Origin of the sequence: Zunongwangia endophytica, from assembly GCF_030409505.1 — a bacterium.
Taxonomy (GTDB): Bacteria; Bacteroidota; Bacteroidia; order Flavobacteriales; family Flavobacteriaceae; genus Zunongwangia; species Zunongwangia endophytica.
Genome location: NZ_JAUFPZ010000002.1, coordinates 723,547 through 743,089, shown reverse-complemented (window position 1 = coordinate 743,089; position 19,543 = coordinate 723,547). Strand labels below are relative to the sequence as shown.

Sequence of the window (19,543 nt, the reverse complement as noted above, 5' to 3'; positions counted from 1 at the left end):
TTTATTTTTCTAATTCTCTTTTCAGATTTTGTAGACTTTCTTCAAATTCTTTACCTAAGCGATTTTCCATACTATAGAATATTGAAATTACCGTAAAGGGAAAACTCAAATATCCCCGTACTCCAAATACCATTTTAGTTCTTTCTGGCTGAATTTCTTTGGTGGCAAAATAAGCTAGCGCAATCGCATTTGTAGGTTTTACTAGCAAAATTTTAGTTTCTAAAACTTTGCCGGGCTTAATTTTAGTAATTTTTTGTGTGCCTTCTCCTATCCTATCATTTCCCTTCCAGTAACTAATAGCACCTAATTTTCCGTCGGCTTCTTTAAATTTAATCTGTGGACTATTGGCTTTAAGGTACCATGAATTCCAAAGTGTTTGATTTTTTAAACGTCGTGTAAATGCGTAAACATCAGATTTTGGTCGGTTAATAACAATCGTTCTACTTACATCGTAATCTTTTTTAGACCAAGCATGAAGAAAGGCCACGAAAGTAATCAGCGCAATGGCTACGTAGAAAAAAAGGGTCATTCTTATTTTTTAATATTTGTTAAATTTAACACTTATTTTGAATAAAAATGAGAAATAAGCTCCGTACTATTTTTCAAGTTATTTTTAAGCCATTCTAACTTTAGAGCGCTTTTCTCTTCCTCTGTTAATTCCCATGAAACACCTTCCGCTCTCATTCTTTCAGCCAAAGTTTGCAGTATGATCGCTGCTGAAACCGAGATATTTAAACTTTCAGTAAAACCATACATTGGGATTTTCAAAGTACAGTCGGCTTCCGCTAAAATCTCGTCAGACAAACCATGACGCTCGGTTCCAAAAAACAAAGCTGATTTTTTACTAATATCGAAATCTTGAAGATGTAAAGAATCACTATGCGGACTAGTAGCAACAATTTGATAATCGTTCGCACGAAGATTAGAAATACATTCTTGTGCTGAAGAATGCCGATTAATGGTCACCCATTTTTGTGCTCCCATAGCGATTTCTCGGTCAATGCGTTTAGGGAACTTTTCTTCGATCACATGTGCATTTTGTATCCCAAAAACATCACAACTTCGAATTACCGCACTGGTATTATGTAGCTGGAAAACATCTTGGGTAGCAACCGTAATATGATTAGTTCGTTGCGCTATCACTTTATTAATAAGCGATTTTCTACGATCGGTAAGAAAATTTTCTAAATACGTAAGTAATGCCGGGTCTTCCATCGTTTCAAAAATATAAAATTTGAGCTTATAAAAGAATGTCTTAAATACTTAAAAGTAGCTTTTCTTTTACATCAACAGCAAATAACTACGCTTCAATTGTTTACACATTTTACAACTCCACAAGATTTCAAAACATCAAATTTGATTAGTTTTTTATACTTTTATTCTATGAAAAACCTAGTTGTACTTACAGGAGCAGGAATTAGCGCCGAGAGCGGTATTAAAACCTTTAGAGATGAAGACGGTCTTTGGGAAGGCCACGATGTAATGCAAGTAGCGTCGCCCATGGGTTGGAAAAAAAATAAAGAATTGGTTCTTGATTTTTACAATAAGCGAAGAAGACAATTATTAAGCGTTCAACCAAATAAAGCGCATCTTGTACTGGCCGAATTAGAAAATGATTTTAATGTTGAAGTTATTACACAGAATATTGATGACTTGCATGAAAGGGCCGGCAGTTCTAATGTTTTGCATCTTCATGGTGAATTACTGAAAGTTCGAAGCACTTTTGATGAAGACCTCTTACTAGATTGGAAACAAGATCTTAATATTGGTGATTTTTGCGAACATAATTTTCAGTTACGACCGCATGTGGTATGGTTTGGAGAGGCGGTACCAATGATGGAAAAAGCGATACAAAAAGTTTCCAATGCCGACATTATTGCAATCGTCGGAACTTCGATGCAGGTTTATCCAGCCGCGGGACTTGTAGATTTTGCTCCACCAAAAACACCTATGTATTTTATCGATCCTAAACCCAATATTAGCGAAAATAATTACCTCTCTATTTTAGCCGAAAAAGCCGTGACCGGTGTACCGAAGCTGGCAAAAGAACTTCGAGAAAAATTTAATCGATGAATATTAAAGCTGATCTTGAATACATGACGCTAGGTGTTGAGAGCCGATCAGCTTGAAGCAAGAAGATTGCGGATGATAATTTACTGTTTCAATTAATTGAAATAATTCAATATTCGAATAAATATCGTTCCAAATGAATTGCCTCATTAGAATTTTATGGAAGGAATTATTTAACTGAAGTTTTAAAGTTTTCCGAAGAAATTATTGCAATTTCTACCAAAATTAACACTGCTACCGAAAAACGATATGCTTCAAATTTACTCTTCAAAATTTTCGAATTTCAGTATTTGAATAACAATTTCTCACTTCCGCAGCAATATTTAGAAATCGCAAGCGAAGTATCTTTCGATTGGTTACCAGGCAATAGTAAAACCGTCACATAGATTTTTGCGATGCAAGCTTTGTTCTTATTAGGTTTCAAAAATGATTGGATTCATCCCGAACTAAATGCCTATCTGAAGCAACACTTACATCAAGGCTCAGCTGGTTTCAAATCTTGTGGCGTAAAAATTTTAAAGAAATTAAAATAGTCGCTTCACAGATAATTTTGAAGCGCTATCTTTACACTTTAACTTTTTAAATTCAGAAAATGACATCGCTAAACGCAATTTCTCCTATAGATGGAAGATATCACTCTAAAACTAAGTCTCTGTCGGCTTATTTCAGTGAAGAGGCGCTTATAAAGTATCGTGTAAAAGTAGAAGTTGAATATTTTATTGCGCTTTGCAAATTACCGCTTCCGCAGTTAAAAGACGTAGATGAATCAATTTTTCCTGAACTTAGAGCTTTGTACGAGAATTTTGCTTCTCACGATGCTCAAGCTATCAAAGAAATTGAGAAAACGACCAATCATGATGTAAAGGCTGTAGAATATTTTCTGAAAGAAGAATTTGAAAAATTAGGTTTAGAAAACTCAAAGGAATTTATCCATTTTGGACTTACATCTCAGGACATAAACAATACTGCGGTACCGCTTTCTTTGAAGGATGCTATCGAGGAAGTTTATATCCCAGAATTAGATGAAATCCTGAAGAAATTGAAATCTCTAGGAAACGATTGGAAAGATATTCCACTTCTTGCTCGTACTCACGGTCAACCGGCATCGCCTACGCGTCTTGGTAAAGAAATTGAAGTGTTTACCGTTCGTATAAAAGAGCAAAAACAACTTTTAGAAGCTTGTAGCCACGCCGCCAAGTTTGGTGGTGCTACCGGAAATTATAATGCACATTTTGTTGCCTATCCTGATATTGACTGGAAAAAGTTCGGAACTGGTTTTGTTGAAAACACCTTGTCTTTAAAGCACTCGTTCCCTACTACGCAAATTGAACATTACGACCATATGGCCGCTATTTTCGATGCTTTAAAACGTATCAATACGATTCTACTAGATCTGGATAAAGATATCTGGACCTATGTTTCTATGGATTATTTTAAGCAAAAAATCAAAGCGGGAGAAATAGGAAGTTCTGCGATGCCGCATAAAGTAAACCCTATAGATTTTGAAAATAGTGAAGGGAATTTAGGAATTGCAAATGCACTTTTCGAACATTTATCTTCTAAATTACCGGTTAGTAGATTACAACGAGATCTTACGGACAGCACGGTTTTAAGAAATATTGGAGTTCCTATAGGTCATACGATTATAGGTTTTAAATCCACTTTAAAAGGTTTGAATAAATTATTGCTGAATGAAGAAAAGCTTAATGCCGATCTTGAAGCAAATTGGGCAGTTGTTGCTGAAGCCATACAAACTATTTTGAGACGTGAAGGTTTTAAAAATCCTTACGAAACATTAAAAGGGCTTACGAGAACCAATGAGAAAATCAACAAAACAAGCATTGCTAATTTTATTGAAACTCTAGAGGTTGACGCGCATATAAAAGAAGAACTTAAGAAAATTACTCCGCAAAATTATACCGGAATATAATCTTAAGTTCAATTTAAATAAAAGAAAAATAGGAATAGAAACTAGATTTGAAATTTCAATTTCGTCTAGTCAAATTCCATAATTTTAAATAAAATTTACTATTAATTTATGAGTTCAGATTCTCAAATCACAAGTACTATTCATTCTGAAGATCAGGCAACTTACTCTGATTCTCAATTGAAACAAGGCCAGGCAGCTTACATTAATAAGGTGTTTAACTGGATGGCTTTAGCATTACTAATTACAGGAGTTACTGCTTTTTTTGCAGCCAGTAGCGAACAATTAATGAACTTAATTTTCTCTAACAAACTTGTCTTTTACGGTTTATTGATAGGTGAAGTTATTTTGGTAGGATATATAGGTTCTAATATTCAAAAGCTCTCGACCACAACTGCAACTGCCTTATTTATTCTGTATTCGGTCTTAAATGGAATAACTTTATCTTTCATTTTATTGGTATTTACCTCGGCCTCTATTGCTACAACATTTTTTGTAACAGCAGGAACTTTCGGTGCAATGAGTGCTTACGGTTATTTTACCAAAAGAGATCTTACAAGTATCGGTAATCTTTGCTTTATGGCTTTGATAGGTATTATTATCGCCTCGATCGTGAATATTTTCTTTTTTAGTGAAATACTATACTGGGTAATCACTTATGCAGGAGTTCTTATCTTTGTAGGTCTAACAGCCTATGATACACAAAAGATTAAAAGAATGTATCGCGCAGGTATGGAAGATTCTGATATCGGTCACAATCTTGCTCTTATGGGGGCAATTAGATTGTATCTTGATTTTATAAATATGTTTTTATTTCTACTTCGTATTTTTGGAAACAGAAAATAGAAATCATCAATATTCAATAAAAAAGCGCTTCGTAAATGAAGCGTTTTTTTTATGTCTTTAACCTGAGCATGAAAAACTCTTAGTTTAATTCTTGCAAAGCTTTAGCAAGAGAATCCTGCCAATGTGGAATCTCAACTTGAAAAATTGTTTTTGCTTTGGTCTTATCGAGTACGCTATAAGATGGGCGTTTGGCGGGAGTTAGATATTCTTCAGATTTTATTGGTTTTAAATCGATCTTGATTCCTGAAATTCTAAAAATGTTGAACGCAAAATCATACCAACTTGCGATACCTTCATTGCTATAATTATAAATCCCATATTGGTTAGATTTAGAACTTATTATTTTCAATATAAATTCCGCTAAATCTACTGCGTACGTTGGGGTCCCTACCTGATCGTAAACTACAGAAAGCTGTTTTTTTTCCTGACCGTATTTCAGCATAGATTTCATGAAATTATGACCAAATTCTGAATACAGCCAAGACGTTCGAAAAATAAAATACTGCTCTAAATTTTGATGAATAGCTTTTTCTCCAGCTAGCTTAGTTTTCCCGTAAATACTCTGAGGATTAGTTTGATCGCTTTCAGTATAAGGAATATTTTTTGTGCCTTCAAATACAAAGTCTGTGGAAATATGAATTAAAGTAACTTTAAATTCCTGACATAATTCACTCAAAATTGAAATTGCCTCATTATTGATCAAATTGGCCTTTTCTTTATCAGATTCTGCCTTATCTACTTGCGTATAAGCTGCGCAGTTTATACAATAATCTATTTTTTGATTTTCAAAAGCGGTTTTAAGAGCTTTTTTATCACCAATATTTAGCTCCGAAGAATCTTTAAAATGAAAATGAAATTCAGGAAATCGCGGACTTATTTTTTTTATACTCTGCCCTAACTGGCCACTTGCGCCTGTTACCAAAATACTTACCATACCGATTACGTAGTCGTTTTTTGCTGTTCCATAAATTCAGTAAAGCTTGGTAATACTTTATCTTTTTCAGAAATTATAAGCTCATCATCCTCTAATTGCCAATTTATATTCAGCTTTGGATCATTATAGATAATACCAGTTTCCGCTTCTTTATTGTAAAAATTATCGCATTTATAGTAAAAAAGAGCGGTTTCACTAAGGACCACAAATCCATGGGCACAACCGCGCGGCACAAATAGTTGTTTTTTATTTTCTTCGGAAAGAACTATAGAAAAGATAGCTCCAAAAGTGTTGCTATTAGGTCTAACATCAACGACCACATCAAGTACTTTTCCTTTAGAAACTGAAACTAGTTTTGCCTGAGAATCTTCCCCCTTCTGAAGATGTAGGCCGCGCAAAACACCTTTTTCTGAAAAGGATTGATTGTCTTGTACAAAATCTATTTCCAGCCCCGTTTTATTTTGAAATTTTTTCTTGTTGAAGCTTTCAAAGAAATAGCCCCGTTTATCTTGGATAATTTTTGGTGTAATTTCAAAACAACCTTCTATATAGGTTTCTTTTACAACCATTAAATGCTTTTTAAAAGATTTTCACTATAACCACTTTTAAGAAATGGTTCTGTTAATTCAACAAATTGTGCTTTTGTAATATATCCCATTTTAAATGCTGAAGCTTCTATGGCACCAATTTTTAAACCCTGACGCTCTTCAATAACCTGTACAAACTGAGAAGCCTGCATTAGTGAATGAAATGTACCGGTATCCAGCCATGCCGTACCACGATCTAGAATACTTACATTTAGTTTTTTCTGCTTTAGGTATTCTTTATTTATATCTGTAATTTCAAGCTCACCTCGATCGCTAGGCTTTATATTCTTTGCTATTTCGATAACGTGATTATCATAAAAATAAATGCCAGGAACGGCGAAATTCGATTTAGGTTCTAGAGGTTTTTCTTCTATAGAAATCGCTTTTTGATCATCATCAAATTCTACCACCCCATATCGCTGAGGATCGGTAACATGATATGCATAAATAATTCCACCATCAGGATCGTTATTTGCTTGAAGTAATTTAGCTAAACCTGATCCGTAAAAAATATTATCACCTAGAATTAAAGCTACTTTATCCTTGCCTATAAACTCTTCTCCAATTATAAACGCTTCCGCTAACCCATTTGGTTCTTCCTGAACCGCATACTCAAATCTACACCCGTATTTTTCACCGTTGCCAAGTAACTTTTGAAATAAGGGCAAATCATTTGGCGTGCTTATTATTAAGATCTCACGAATCCCTGCTTCCATTAATGTCGATAATGGATAATAGATCATAGGCTTATCATAAATAGGCATCAATTGCTTACTTACTGCTATAGTACAGGGATGCAATCTTGTTCCTGATCCTCCGGCTAGAATTATTCCTTTCATTCTTAAAATGTATATCGCATAATCGGCAATTTAAATAAAAGCCACTTAATAAGCATATTTTTTAAGGTACCATTCTACAGTGAGCTCAATTCCGCTTTCAAAATTTTCACTTGCTTTCCAACCAAGCTCCGTTTCAATTTTTGTGGCATCTATTGCATAACGATAGTCATGCCCGGCTCTATCGGTTACATAGCTAATTTGTTCGGTATAGCTTTTCTTAGATGAAGAAGGCATTTTATTATCCAAAATTTCACATATTTTTTCTGCGATGTAGATATTGGTGCGTTCATTTCTTCCGCCGATATTATAAGTTTCTCCAGAAATACCTTTCTTAAATGCCAGCTCTATCCCTTTACAATGATCTAAAACGTAAAGCCAATCTCGTATGTTCTTTCCGTTACCATAAATAGGAATTTCTTCGCCAGCCAATGCCTTTCTAATTATTACAGGAATAAGTTTTTCGTCGTGTTGTTTAGGACCATAATTGTTGGAACAATTAGTGGTTACCACGTTCATTCCGTAAGTATGATGATAACTTCTTACTATAAAATCTGAAGACGCTTTAGAAGCGCTATAAGGACTATTAGGCGCATAAGTAGTATTTTCATGAAACAATCCTTTCTCACCTAAGGTTCCATAAACCTCATCTGTAGATACATGATGAAATCTTGCATTTTTATAGTTTGATTTATAAATTCCGGGAGCTTCCATCCAATATTTCTTAGCAACATCGATTAAATTGAATGTCCCCATAATATTCGTCTGCATAAAAGCATCGGGATTAGATATGCTGTTATCGACATGAGACTCCGCTGCGAGATGAATCACATCCTTAATATCATATTTTCTAAATAAATTTTCGATAAGTTCTCTATCGCAAATATCTCCTTCAATAAAAATATGACGTGGATGAGATTCAATTTCTTTCAAATTTTCAAGACTACCGGCATACGTAAGAGCGTCAAGATTAATAATATTACTCTTAGGATTATTTTTTAAAAAATAAATTATAAAATTTGAACCAATAAAACCTGCTCCTCCTGTGATAAGAATATGCCGCATATTTAAAAGAAATGAATTATTTTATGCTAAGATACTTTCAAAAATGAAAAGCACAATACATTAAGTAAAGACTCTATTCTAATATATTAGATACAAAATAAAAAAGCTCAAATCTTGATAGAAATGAGCTTTTTAAACTTGTTATAATTGTAAGAATTTAGATTTCATCTATCTTCTCTAAAGTAAAAGAACAAGCGTTGTTTACTAATGAAAGTTTCGAAGCATCTCTATCATGACCACCAACATTCACTTGTCTACCGTACACAGCTACTTGTTCCCATTGTTCTAACTTTATTAGTTTATTTAAAGTTACTGTATATTTCTCATTGTTATCAATTGCACTATCGATTGTAATGTATACTGAAGAACGCGCAATCTTATTTCCCTCTTTTGTAAAATAAAATTCATAAACTGTATCTTCCGCATCATCACCCTCTGTATTTACTGTAATTGTTGCATTGACTTTAAAGATACCACTTTTTTGAACTATGATACCTTGGTTAGATACTTGGACATTTTTAGAAAGTGATGTTTTATCAAATTCTATAATAGATGCTTCCCCTGTATTATTAAGTCTAGCTAAACCGTTATTATATAAATCTGCATATACTTTACCTGAACTTCCCGAGTTTAAATCCTTCCAGCTAGCATTACCATTTGCATCAGAGGTTAAAACTTTTCCTTCTCCTTGGCTTCCATCTTTCAATCCCAAATTAGAGGTAGAAACTTTACTTACATTCAATTCGTTCTTCCAGCTAGCCTTACCATATTTATCTGAAATTAAAACTTTTCCTTCTCCTTGGGTTTCATCAACTAATTTAAATCCTCCATGAACTTCCAATCTTTCAGTAGGATTACTTGTACCTATTCCAACTCGGGTAGCATCAGAATTACCAATATATTGATCGTTTCCTAAAATTAAAGTATAATCTTTAGTGGCTTTAGCTCCATATCCAATAGCTATAGATTTTTGAGCTTCAGAAGAAGAATTTTCTCCTATAGCAAAAGAACCTATGCCAGATGATGTTGAATTTCTTCCAATTGCGTAAGAGTCTTTGCCAGAACTTTTAGATTGATATCCTATTGCTATCGAGTTATCTCCAGAAGACATCGCCTCTCTTCCAAAAGAATAGGCGTCTTTACTACTAGAAGAAGCTTTATATCCAAAAGCATATGTACGTTCTCCAGAAGTCATTGCTTCATTACCAAAAGAATAAGAGTCATTACCACTAGAAGAAGCCTGGTAACCAAAAGCATATGCACGTTCTCCGGAAGTCTTTCCTTCTCTACCATAAGCATAAGAATCATTACCATTACTTTTTGATCCGTAACCGTATGCAAATGAACGCTCTTTATTAGATTCTGCATTCCGTCCTATGGAAATGCGATCTTTAATACCGAATTCTGCTTCTTGAATGTTATTGATCTTGAATCTTATTGGCTTTTCATTCTTAGCACCAATATATTCATCACCAGATAAATTATTACCATATAACTGCCAACCACCACCAGATCCATCACCAACCGAGGATTTCAAGCTATCTATTCTTTTATTTATTTCATCTGCATCACGCTGCGATTGGATTTTATCCCATTTCTCGCCATCCCAGATGTAGAAACTGTTATTTAAATGTTTCTGATTATCTTTATGTTTATTATATATCAATAATCCTTCTGCCGGTTTATTAATAGTATTCTGATCTCTCAAATCTTGTAAAGAAACTTGAGGTAACAAAACTCCAGCGGTTTCACTATGAATATCAAGAATAGCTGATGGATGAGGTTTTGAAGTTCCTATACCTACCTGAGCAATTGCAGATGTATTTGTGAAAATCGAAAAAATAAATATCAAAAAAACCGATAATGATAAGTTGTTTTGAACAGGGTAAAATTTCTTCATTGTATTCTTATGTTAGACAGTTATAAACGATTTAGGGTGTAATTTTTATTTATAACGGCTCAAAGATAAAATGAATAATTAGCGTAAATAAAACTTTACGATAACCTACCCAAAAACTCGTTTAAAAACGTTTTTGATATTTTCCATCAGTAATTTCCATAAGAATTTTTAAAGGTTTAATGGAGTATTTGTAGGTAACCTACACTATAACAGGTTTTTGAATAAAACAATAGCTAAAATTCATAGCCAAAATTGAGGCTTATACAATTTTTTTCGAAATCATCCTTATAGGTAGCTATAATGAACTGGATCCGTCGGATCCAAATACAATTATTATTTTACAGCAGAAGAACGTACAAAGAAAAGCTGATTCTAGTATTATCAGCAAGAAAGATAAGATTTTAGAGGAATTGAAATTCGATTAATTTCAATTCCTCTAAGATTCAAATTCCATAAAGTTTTCTACACCTTAAGGAGCTTTAAAAACAATTATTTTATATTAAAAATCATGATTAGTTTTCTTAATTAAAAAGTTCAATTATTGGATTGCCTATACAAGCACTAGGAAATTTAATATGTAACACCTCTGCAAGAGTTGGCGCTATAGCTGTTATATTTAGCCGTTTAACTGTTTCTCCTTTTTTTATAGTACCGCCAAACCATAATAAAGGGACATGAGTATCGTAATTATAAGGAGAACCATGTGTAGTTCCAAATTCCATAGTTCCAGACCAAGATATAGGATTATAAACCACAGCAATATCACCAGAGCGCGTATTATGATATCCCAATTGAACCATAGATCCTATTTTATCAGTATAGTTTAAACGTCTTAAATCATCTGCGGTATATACTTGTGCCACTCCTGGAATAGTATATAGATAATCCCTAATTTCATTTGAAATTTTTTTAAGATTTAAATTATTTTTTAATAAGACATCTCGATTTAAGTAAATCTGTTGATCTTTATAGCTCTCGATAAGCTGAAGTTTTCCATAACTTTCCAACAACTTTGCTTCTAATTTTTCAGAAACATCTGTGCTTAACTCAGTTGGTATTTTTGTTTCATTTAGATATTGCGGCGTATCTGCACCTCCATGATCTGCGGTTAAAAATAGTGTATAGTTTTTTCTACCTACTTGTTGATCTAGTGAATGAATTAACGCAGCAATCTCATTATCTAATCTTAAATAAACATCTTCTATTTCAACCGATTGTGGGCCAAATTTATGTCCAACCGCATCGGTACTAGAAAAACTTATTGCTAAGAAATCGGTTTGAGAAGATTGACCCATATTTTCATTTTTTAGAGCAGCTTCCGCTAATTCTCTTACGATAGTATTACCATATGGAGTTCTTGTTAATAATTCATACCTCTTCTCTTTAGGAAGCTTTTTAAAATCGTAAGGAAAAGTTGGTCTTTTTATTCCTGGAAACCCCTTTTCATATGAATGCATATCGCCATTACTTTCTGAATAAGAAGCTATAGGTAAAAGAGTCTCCCACCCTAATTTTAATAAAGAATCTGGTTTATTTAATGCATTATAATCTTGTACCCAAGTAGGAAGTTCTTTCGCATAATAGGTACTAGTTATAAAATGACCGGATTCATGATCATACCAATACGCCCCATCCGCCAAATGCCCTCCGGGTAAAATAGCTCCACGATCTTTTAAAGAAATACTAATTACTTTAGATTTTCCTTGAGACGAAATTTTTAACTCATCCGTAATATTTGTCCCTATTAATTGGTAAGGAGATTTCCCAGTTTTTGGAGTTAGTGTTCCCACGGTTTCAAAGCTTTCGTCTTCTACATTTCCCATAACTCTTTTAGTTTCTCTATGGTACCAAGAATTAGATATAATTCCGTGATATCGAGGAGTTGTACCTGTATAAATAGAAGCATGCCCCGGTGCTGTTTTGGTAGGTACATAATTATAATGCGTATTTTTGGCCATAAAACCTTCTTTCATCAATAGCTTAAAGCCATTATCTTGAAATTTATCATAATACCGATATAGGTATTCTTCGCGCATTTGATCTACTACTATACCTACAACTAGTTTAGGCTTTTCATTCTTGTTTTGAGCCGATATATGAAAGCTAATCAGAAACAAAAAGTAAAAACTATAACTATATTTTTTTAGCAAATATTTAAAACTATACATAAATGTTGATTTTCTATAAAATGTTGATTATAACTAATTTTAGGTTTTAAAACCTTATTCAAAACCTGGATTTTGCTGCATTTTTTTTGTAATATTTGCATCGATTACAACCTGAGGTATAGGGTATAAAAGATCTCTTTTACTAATAAACTGTCCACCATTTTTATTATGAGCTTTAGTTCTTTCTAACAATTTATCGGTACGCAAAAGTGTCCACCTTCTATCTTCTTCTAAAACTAGTTCTCGCGAACGCTCATCAAGAATGAAATCTATACTCAAATCTGCTACTGTAATTTCTGAAGCATGAGCTCTTCTACGCAATGCATTTATAGTTGCAGCTGCATCTCCGGGTTTATCTAATAAATATTCTGCTTCAGCTTTAAGCAAATAAGTGTTTGCTAATCTTAAACAAATCTGATCGTTATATTGACTACTTGTAGATACATCATTAGGATCTGTTCCTTGTACTTTTCGAGAAAAAGGCCAATTTTTAACCGCCACATTATCTGGTGTTATATCTTGCTCCCAATTTAAATAAATGGTATCTCCGTAAGCATATCCTGGTGGTAATTCATCTGCAGGGTAAGGAGCATTTGCTGCTGCATCGTTTAAAATAAAGTATTTTCTGATCGCAAATTGCGAGCCTCGATCGTCATTTGGCTCATAAAGATCTAAAGCCCATTTTGTTAAAGACTGTCTTGCTCTTCCTCTTCCTCCTCTTTCATAAGTATTTTTAAATGCACGAACACCGTCTATTACCCAATCGCTATACCTACTTACATGACCTCTTCTGATTCGGCTACTTCCTCCGCCTATTGTGTTAATTGCATATTGCCATACCCATAAGGCCTCTGTATTTCCTTGGGTCCAATTTTCATTTCCTTCGTAAAACATATCCATAAAAGGTACTCCTGGCTTATCCTTGTTTACACCGTAACGCTCTGTAATTAATGAATATTCTGGTGATTCTATTACCTTATTAGCCCAATACAAAGCACTATCAGGTTTTTTTAAGGTAAGGTACATTTCTGATAAATAATGCTGAACAGCACCTTTAGTAATTCTTCCATTTAAAGCAGGACGCTTTTCTATATATTTTTCTGCATACAAAAAATCTGAAATAATCTGTTTTCTTACAGTCTTTACAGGAGTTCTTTCCCAATCCGTTTTAATATTCGATCCTTTAGATTCTTCTAAATTAATAGGAACGTCTCCCCAGCCATAAGTTAGATTTCTATAGGCCCAAGCTCTCATTGCTTTAGCATGTGCTATAACTCTATTCTTATTACCATCATCTTTCCAATCAATATCCTTTTTATCTTCAGCTTGATTAATAATACTATTTGCTGAATTTATTATACTATATAATCGTTTAAACTCGATTGCATAATCATTAACCATGGCATTATTAGCATCTCCCCAATGTTGCCAAATAAAATTTAGGCCATCGCTAGATTTATGATTAGTAACTAAGTTATCTGTACCTCCTTTAAATGCTAGCGACATAGACTCCTCGTTTCTTTCATCTCTAACGGTAGCATAAATACCATTTAAACCAGCTTCAAAACCATCTAAGCTAGTATAAAGCGTACCAGTAGTAATTAAGTGAGGAGGATCCTCATCTAAAATATCGTCGCTGCAACTACTCAAGCTTAAACTGATAAATAAAATGAGATAATAGTGAACTGAAATTGTTATTATTTTTTTTGAATTTTTCATGATTTTAGAATTTTAAGTTTAAGCCAATCACTAACTCTTGCTGCATGGGAACGCCTTTTTGATTATTAATTTCTGGATCTAAACCGCTATAATTGGTTACAGTTAAAAGATTACGGCCTGTTAGGTAAACACGTGAACTTAATCCTTCAATTAAATCGTTTGGTAAATTGTAGAAAAGTGTAACATCTTTTAATCTTACATAACTTGCATCTTCGTAGTACTTTCCTTTAGCAGATATGCCTCCCATAATTTCAGCATCAAAATCATTTTTCACCCATTCGTTAGTAGGGTTATCTGGGATCCACCAATTTTTCGTAATTGTATTTGAGCGTACTTCTCCAGTAGTGTCGTCTGTCATTAAAGGATTTGCTTTATATAAACCGTGAACACCATGAATAAAAACCGATAGGCCAAAATCTTTATAGGTAAAAATATTACTCAATCCCCATAAAAAATCAGGGTCTTTATTTCCTAAAATTTGTCGGTCTTTATCATCTAAAACACCATCATTATTTACATCTTCAAATTTCACAAAACCGGGTTGAGACCCCCATTCTGCGGCTTCTTCAGCTTCATTCAGTTGCCAAGTTCCTATACGCTTATGGTCATAGATTACATTGATGGGTTTTCCTACAAACCATGCATTAGCTAAATCATTAACTGGTTGTCCATTTTCATCAGAAATACCATAAAGAGAAACAATTTCATTCTTTATAAATGAAAAATTTGCAGAAGTAGACCAAGAAAAATTATTGGTAGAAATATTAGTACTATTTAAAGTAAATTCAATCCCCTGGTTCTCTGTTTCTCCAATATTTTGCACAGTAGAACCTATACCATGTACAGGAGATATAGTTCGATCTAATAATAAATCTTTTGTACGGGTTTTGTAAAGGTTAATTGTACCTTGAAGTCTATTCTTCAAAAGTCCAAAATCTAATCCTACGTTTAATGTTGAAGAAGACTCCCAACCTAAATCATCTTGTCCCAAAACGCTAGGTCTATAGCCAGGCTGTGTAACTTTATTATCGACCATATTGTACTCTTCAAGTCTGGATAATGTTTCATAAGCACCAACTGCTTGATTTCCATTTTTTCCATAAGAAACCCTTAATTTTAAGGAATTAAAAATAGTATTCGCAGCAAAGAAATTCTCTCTATTAATATTCCAACCTAAAGCAACAGAAGGGAAAAGTCCCCATTTTGTATTAGCTCCAAAGCCTGAGTAGCCATCTCTTCTTCCAGTTAATGTTAGGAGATAACGGCTATCGTAAGAATAATTTACGCGTAGCATTTGAGAGATTAACTTTGTATTGGTTTTTCCTAAAGAAGGAATTATGGATTCTGCCTGTGAAGCTGCATAGGAACCTCTAAAATCATTAGGAAAGCCACTGGCTTCTAATCCCTTGAAATTAGTTTCATTCTCTTCAAAACTATACAAAGCTGTAGCTTTTATTTTATGTACACCAAAGCTCCTATTATAGTTTAAAATGTTTTCTATAACCGATTTGCTAGACTTTGAATCTTTAGTAATAGACTCACCTCTTGCATCTAAACCAGTTTTAGTATCTCTTCCTCTGTATTCTGAATAATCTGAAAAGCTAAAATTAAAACCAGTATTCAATCTATAATTTAGGCCCTTTATAAATGGAATATCAATATCTACATAATTATTTGTTATAACTTGATACGCCTTATCTGTATTATCATACAATGTTTGCTGAAGAGGATTGGCATAAGTTGTGTTTCCCTCCCAAGGATAAATGGTAATAGCTCCATCTTCATCAAAAGCTTTAGTTAAAGGATTCATGCTATAAGCTTGATCCCATCCAGGCACCACTCCACTTTGGTCACTATAAGAAAATTGACTCTTAGAACCTATAGTTAACCAATCTTTAATATCGGTATCTATATTAATTCTATTATTAAAACGTACAAATTTATCATTTATGGATAGTCCTTTAACATCTAAAAGACTACCGGCTACATAAAAAGTAGTTTTTTCACTTCCTCCAGAAACAGAGATATTATGTTGTTGTGCATTTCCTTGTCTTAAAAGTAAATCGTACCAATTTTCCCAATTACCAGATTCATAAATTTCGCGTTCTTCAGCTGTCATCATTTCAGGAGCTCTGGTCATTTTAAAATCATAAAATTCAGCGCCATCCATAACATCAGGAAGATTAATATAATCCTGAATAGAATAATATCCATCATATGCTATGCTCAATTCACCACTCTTACCTCTTTTTGTGGTAACTAATATAACTCCATTTGCTCCTCTAGATCCATAAATGGCACTTGCAGATGCATCTTTTAACACATCTATAGAGGCTACATCATTAGGATTAATATCATTAATATTTCCATTATAAGGAATACCATCCAAAACAATTAATGGCTGATTACTCGCTTTAATTGAGTTACGCCCTCTAATCATTAAACTTTGGTTAGGAGCTGCTCCTGCACTAGTATTTTGAATCATCATTCCTGGAACGGCTCCTTGTATGGCTTGCGCAATATTTACATTAGGAACCATTTCTAGTCTTTCTTTTGGTAAAGAAGAAACTGATCCTGTCACGTCACTTTTTTTCTGAGAACCATATCCTACAATGAGAATTTCATCTAAACCCTCTGTGCTTTCTTCCAAAATAACTTCTATGTTGGAGGAGTCACCAACTGTTATTTCTTTAGATTTAAAACCTACATAAGAAACAACTAACTTCATATTAGCATTACTGATGTTAATAGCGAATTTTCCATCAAAATCTGAAAATACACCATTCTCAGTATTTTGTTCTCTGATACTAGCTCCTGCAAGTGGCACTCCATGGGTATCGACAACAATTCCTTGAATAACTTCTTGAAAGTCTGAATTTAAATTTCCTGATTGTTCACTTTGATTCGTTCCAATATTTTCTCGTTTAATTAAATAAACTTGACGGTCATCTATATTAAAACTGGTTTTCGTTTCTGCAAGAATATTCTCTAAGATTTCTGCTATCTTTTTATTTTTAGCATCTACAGAAATTATTTGCGATAGGTCTACATCTTCAAGCTTATACACAAACTGAAATTCTGTAGTACTCTCAATCTCATCGATAAGTTTTCCAAAAGAAATATTGTTATAATTAAGGTTGATTTTTGTTTTCTGAGAATAGCTTTCATTGGCACTAAGGGTAAAAAAAGTGACAAACATTAACACTATACTTAATTTCATTTTCAAGTCAAGTTTAAATAAAGTGATATCCTCCTTACCTGAATTAGGAAGTTTTTTCATAATTTTATATTGTTATTTGATATGTTTATTTTTAAATAATCATTTTGAACTAATCGGGAAATGTTACCGCATTTTCCGATTTTTTTAACTGATAATTTCTTAACTGGTATAACTATGTCATTGGCTTTTTGGTTTTAGTTATTGTATTGTGATATTTCCCGAATAATCTTTAGCATATTGTATTCCGTAGTTAGCTTTTAGGCCATCTAAAACTCCTTCTAAAGATTCATTTCCAAAATTCATATTGAATTTTTTTCCAGCTAATTCTTCATTTTTATTATTGATTTTCACGTTATAATGCCGCTCTAATTTTTTTATAATATTCTTGAAGATCATATTCCGAAAAACTAATTTCCCATCTCTCCAAGAAGTATACATAGTCGTATTAACTTGTTCTGTTGTAATTTCATTTTCAGTTTTAGATAAACTTCCTCTAAAACCAGGCTTTAAATAAGCTACCGTTTTATTTTTACTAGTATTTTTAGCAGTTTGAAGACTAACTGCCCCTTCTACTAAAGTTACTGCTGAAACTTCATCCTCTGGATAAGCAAAAACATTGAATTTAGTTCCTAACACTTTCACTTCTAATTGGTCTGTATTTACAATAAATGGTCGTGACGAATCTTTAGCTACAGCAAGAAAAGCTTCTCCCGTTATGTAAATCTCTCTATTTGTATTTGCTAGAAATCTAGAAGGATATTTAATAGAAGTACCTGAATTAAGATAGGCTACAGTACCATCTGATAGTTCTATTTCAAATTTTTTACCGTAAGGAACTCTTAGCGTATTATAAACTATTCTTGTGGTTTTACTTGTATCCATATACAACATACGTGTACCTTCATGCCGCCCAATCACTTTTCCTGCTTTATTACTAATTGAACTGCTATCTTTTTCGTTGATGATTTGAAGAGAACCATCTTCTAGCTGAAGAGTAATTGCATCCTCAGGTATAGCTTGTGAAATAGAATTACTTTGTTGAAAATAAATGTAACCACAAACACCTAAAAACACTAAAATTCCAGCTAAGTTTCTAATATGTTTCCACCTGAACCTATGCCGATTCTGTTGCTCTATTTTAATGGTCTGCTGAATTTTTTTGAGCAGTTGAATTCTAATTTTTGATTCCTCCGAGAGATCCCAACTTGTTACAATACTTTTAAACTGAGCTTGTTCACAAAACTTATATAATAATACCTCTTCCTTTTCTGAACATAATCCTTGTTCAAATTTATCGGCTAATGCTAAAAACTGTTTTTTCGTCATGAGTTGCATTTACAATAGAAGGACGCATAGAAACCAAAATACTCACATGAGAAATTTGCAAAAAAAGCACTCTTAACAAAGCATTAATGATTAAGAAACCTGTGCCTAACTTAACGGGTAGAAAATATTAAAAGAAGAAGTATTAGTTGTTTTAGAGAATGTTTAATATGTTTTAATGCCAAATAAAGTTGATTCTCTACTGTTCTTTGTGAGATATTAAAATGCTGAGCGATTTCTTGATTTGAATAATAGTTATACTTACTCATATAAAATATTTCTCTACAACGAGCAGGCAAACTTTGGGTAACTTCGTTTAGAACCGTTTTTAAATCTATAAAATCAAGATTAGTTTCAATTTCGGGTTTTAGAGAAAGCTTTTCTATTATAGAAAGATCTAATTCTGTAAATTTCACTTTTCGAAATTGAGATATCGATTTATTTTTTGCTGCTACAAATAAATATTTCTCTAAAGACTCAATTTCTAACTCATCTTTTTTAATCCATAATGTAGAAAAAACATCATGTAAAACATCTTGAGCCAATTCTTTATCATTTAATATATTAGCGGTATATATAAATAATCTTTTCCAATATTTATTATATAACCTATTAAAAGCTAATTGGTTGTTCTTTTTTATAAGTGCTAAAAGCTGAACATCATTTTCTTGATCTATTTGTTTTGAAACCACTCTTATTATTTTTTTTAAAATTAAGAGTAGTAGATAGCTTATAAATTTAGAATTTGTTAAGAAACTATTAACTTAATAATGTAAGGTGTTATAATCTTCAAAAGAGAAAGAGTTGGTAAAAAATCAAAGCTGCCCTTAAGAGCAGCTTTAAAAAGTTTTTATTAAAAGTGGGGAAATACCCGAGACTTGTCTTGCAGATAAATTTTTAAAGTTTAAAAGTGTTCTGCTAAAATTTTCTGCGGGCTTGATCCGGAGC

The 19,543-nt window shown here is 33.0% G+C and carries 15 protein-coding genes; 3 read left to right on the top strand and 12 right to left on the bottom strand.

The window, feature by feature from the left end; all coding sequences use genetic code 11:
• Window position 1: 1 nt before the first annotated feature.
• Window positions 2-529 (bottom strand): SRPBCC family protein, encoded by a 528-nt coding sequence (locus tag QWY91_RS03360; RefSeq protein ID WP_290231697.1) that lies wholly within the window; start codon window positions 527-529, stop codon window positions 2-4.
• Window positions 530-561: 32 nt separating this feature from the next.
• On the bottom strand, window positions 562-1,215 hold the full coding sequence (locus QWY91_RS03355) for a TrmH family RNA methyltransferase (protein WP_290231695.1): 654 nt from the start codon (window positions 1,213-1,215) through the stop codon (window positions 562-564).
• A gap of 168 nt (window positions 1,216-1,383) precedes the next feature.
• Between QWY91_RS03355 and QWY91_RS03350 the strand changes: the two genes are divergently transcribed.
• The 3 genes from QWY91_RS03350 to QWY91_RS03340 all read left to right on the top strand — a co-directional run bounded on the left by QWY91_RS03350 (window position 1,384) and on the right by QWY91_RS03340 (window position 4,843).
• The gene (locus QWY91_RS03350; protein WP_290231693.1) at window positions 1,384-2,073 is read left to right on the top strand and encodes an SIR2 family NAD-dependent protein deacylase; all 690 of its coding nucleotides are present in this window, start codon (window positions 1,384-1,386) and stop codon (window positions 2,071-2,073) included.
• Between the two features lie 589 nt (window positions 2,074-2,662).
• Window positions 2,663-4,000, top strand: coding sequence for an adenylosuccinate lyase (purB, locus tag QWY91_RS03345; protein ID WP_290231691.1), 1,338 nt, complete (start codon window positions 2,663-2,665; stop codon window positions 3,998-4,000).
• A gap of 108 nt (window positions 4,001-4,108) precedes the next feature.
• Window positions 4,109-4,843, top strand: a complete 735-nt coding sequence (locus tag QWY91_RS03340; RefSeq protein ID WP_290231689.1) for a Bax inhibitor-1/YccA family protein — start codon at window positions 4,109-4,111, stop codon at window positions 4,841-4,843.
• Between the two features lie 79 nt (window positions 4,844-4,922).
• On the opposite strand, the gene rfbD is transcribed toward QWY91_RS03340, so the two are convergent.
• The 10 genes from rfbD to QWY91_RS03290 all read right to left on the bottom strand — a co-directional run bounded on the left by rfbD (window position 4,923) and on the right by QWY91_RS03290 (window position 19,287).
• Entirely contained in the window at window positions 4,923-5,777 is an 855-nt protein-coding gene (gene rfbD / locus QWY91_RS03335; RefSeq protein WP_290231687.1) for a dTDP-4-dehydrorhamnose reductase, read from the bottom strand.
• 5 nt (window positions 5,778-5,782) lie between these two features.
• Window positions 5,783-6,346, bottom strand: coding sequence for a dTDP-4-dehydrorhamnose 3,5-epimerase (rfbC, locus tag QWY91_RS03330; RefSeq protein WP_290231686.1), 564 nt, complete (start codon window positions 6,344-6,346; stop codon window positions 5,783-5,785).
• Window positions 6,346-7,203, bottom strand: a complete 858-nt coding sequence (rfbA, locus tag QWY91_RS03325) for a glucose-1-phosphate thymidylyltransferase RfbA (protein ID WP_290231684.1) — start codon at window positions 7,201-7,203, stop codon at window positions 6,346-6,348. Before rfbA ends, rfbC begins: the two co-directional genes overlap by 1 nt.
• 45 nt (window positions 7,204-7,248) lie before the next feature.
• Complete coding sequence (gene rfbB, locus QWY91_RS03320; RefSeq protein ID WP_290231682.1) at window positions 7,249-8,265, bottom strand: dTDP-glucose 4,6-dehydratase; 1,017 nt, start codon at window positions 8,263-8,265, stop codon at window positions 7,249-7,251.
• Between the two features lie 157 nt (window positions 8,266-8,422).
• Window positions 8,423-10,165: a phage tail-like protein gene (locus tag QWY91_RS03315; RefSeq protein WP_290231680.1), complete on the bottom strand. Its 1,743-nt coding sequence runs from the start codon at window positions 10,163-10,165 to the stop codon at window positions 8,423-8,425.
• Between the two features lie 521 nt (window positions 10,166-10,686).
• On the bottom strand, window positions 10,687-12,333 hold the full coding sequence (pafA, locus tag QWY91_RS03310) for an alkaline phosphatase PafA (protein WP_290231679.1): 1,647 nt from the start codon (window positions 12,331-12,333) through the stop codon (window positions 10,687-10,689).
• Between the two features lie 54 nt (window positions 12,334-12,387).
• Complete coding sequence (locus tag QWY91_RS03305; RefSeq protein ID WP_290231677.1) at window positions 12,388-14,052, bottom strand: RagB/SusD family nutrient uptake outer membrane protein; 1,665 nt, start codon at window positions 14,050-14,052, stop codon at window positions 12,388-12,390.
• Between the two features lie 4 nt (window positions 14,053-14,056).
• Entirely contained in the window at window positions 14,057-17,332 is a 3,276-nt protein-coding gene (locus QWY91_RS03300; protein ID WP_290231675.1) for a TonB-dependent receptor, read from the bottom strand.
• A 138-nt stretch (window positions 17,333-17,470) separates the two neighbouring features.
• Entirely contained in the window at window positions 17,471-18,598 is a 1,128-nt protein-coding gene (locus QWY91_RS03295; protein ID WP_290231673.1) for a FecR family protein, read from the bottom strand.
• A gap of 110 nt (window positions 18,599-18,708) precedes the next feature.
• The gene (locus tag QWY91_RS03290; RefSeq protein ID WP_290231671.1) at window positions 18,709-19,287 is read right to left on the bottom strand and encodes an RNA polymerase sigma factor; all 579 of its coding nucleotides are present in this window, start codon (window positions 19,285-19,287) and stop codon (window positions 18,709-18,711) included.
• Window positions 19,288-19,543 lie beyond the last annotated feature (256 nt).

Coding starts and splice junctions, on each gene's coding strand:
- QWY91_RS03360 (WP_290231697.1), bottom strand. CDS start 529: ATGACCCTTTTTTTCTACGTAGCCATTGCGCTGATTACTTTCGTGGCC.
- QWY91_RS03355 (WP_290231695.1), bottom strand. CDS start 1,215: ATGGAAGACCCGGCATTACTTACGTATTTAGAAAATTTTCTTACCGAT.
- QWY91_RS03350 (WP_290231693.1), top strand. CDS start 1,384: ATGAAAAACCTAGTTGTACTTACAGGAGCAGGAATTAGCGCCGAGAGC.
- purB (WP_290231691.1), top strand. CDS start 2,663: ATGACATCGCTAAACGCAATTTCTCCTATAGATGGAAGATATCACTCT.
- QWY91_RS03340 (WP_290231689.1), top strand. CDS start 4,109: ATGAGTTCAGATTCTCAAATCACAAGTACTATTCATTCTGAAGATCAG.
- rfbD (WP_290231687.1), bottom strand. CDS start 5,777: ATGGTAAGTATTTTGGTAACAGGCGCAAGTGGCCAGTTAGGGCAGAGT.
- rfbC (WP_290231686.1), bottom strand. CDS start 6,346: ATGGTTGTAAAAGAAACCTATATAGAAGGTTGTTTTGAAATTACACCA.
- rfbA (WP_290231684.1), bottom strand. CDS start 7,203: ATGAAAGGAATAATTCTAGCCGGAGGATCAGGAACAAGATTGCATCCC.
- rfbB (WP_290231682.1), bottom strand. CDS start 8,265: ATGCGGCATATTCTTATCACAGGAGGAGCAGGTTTTATTGGTTCAAAT.
- QWY91_RS03315 (WP_290231680.1), bottom strand. CDS start 10,165: ATGAAGAAATTTTACCCTGTTCAAAACAACTTATCATTATCGGTTTTT.
- pafA (WP_290231679.1), bottom strand. CDS start 12,333: ATGTATAGTTTTAAATATTTGCTAAAAAAATATAGTTATAGTTTTTAC.
- QWY91_RS03305 (WP_290231677.1), bottom strand. CDS start 14,052: ATGAAAAATTCAAAAAAAATAATAACAATTTCAGTTCACTATTATCTC.
- QWY91_RS03300 (WP_290231675.1), bottom strand. CDS start 17,332: ATGAAAAAACTTCCTAATTCAGGTAAGGAGGATATCACTTTATTTAAA.
- QWY91_RS03295 (WP_290231673.1), bottom strand. CDS start 18,598: ATGACGAAAAAACAGTTTTTAGCATTAGCCGATAAATTTGAACAAGGA.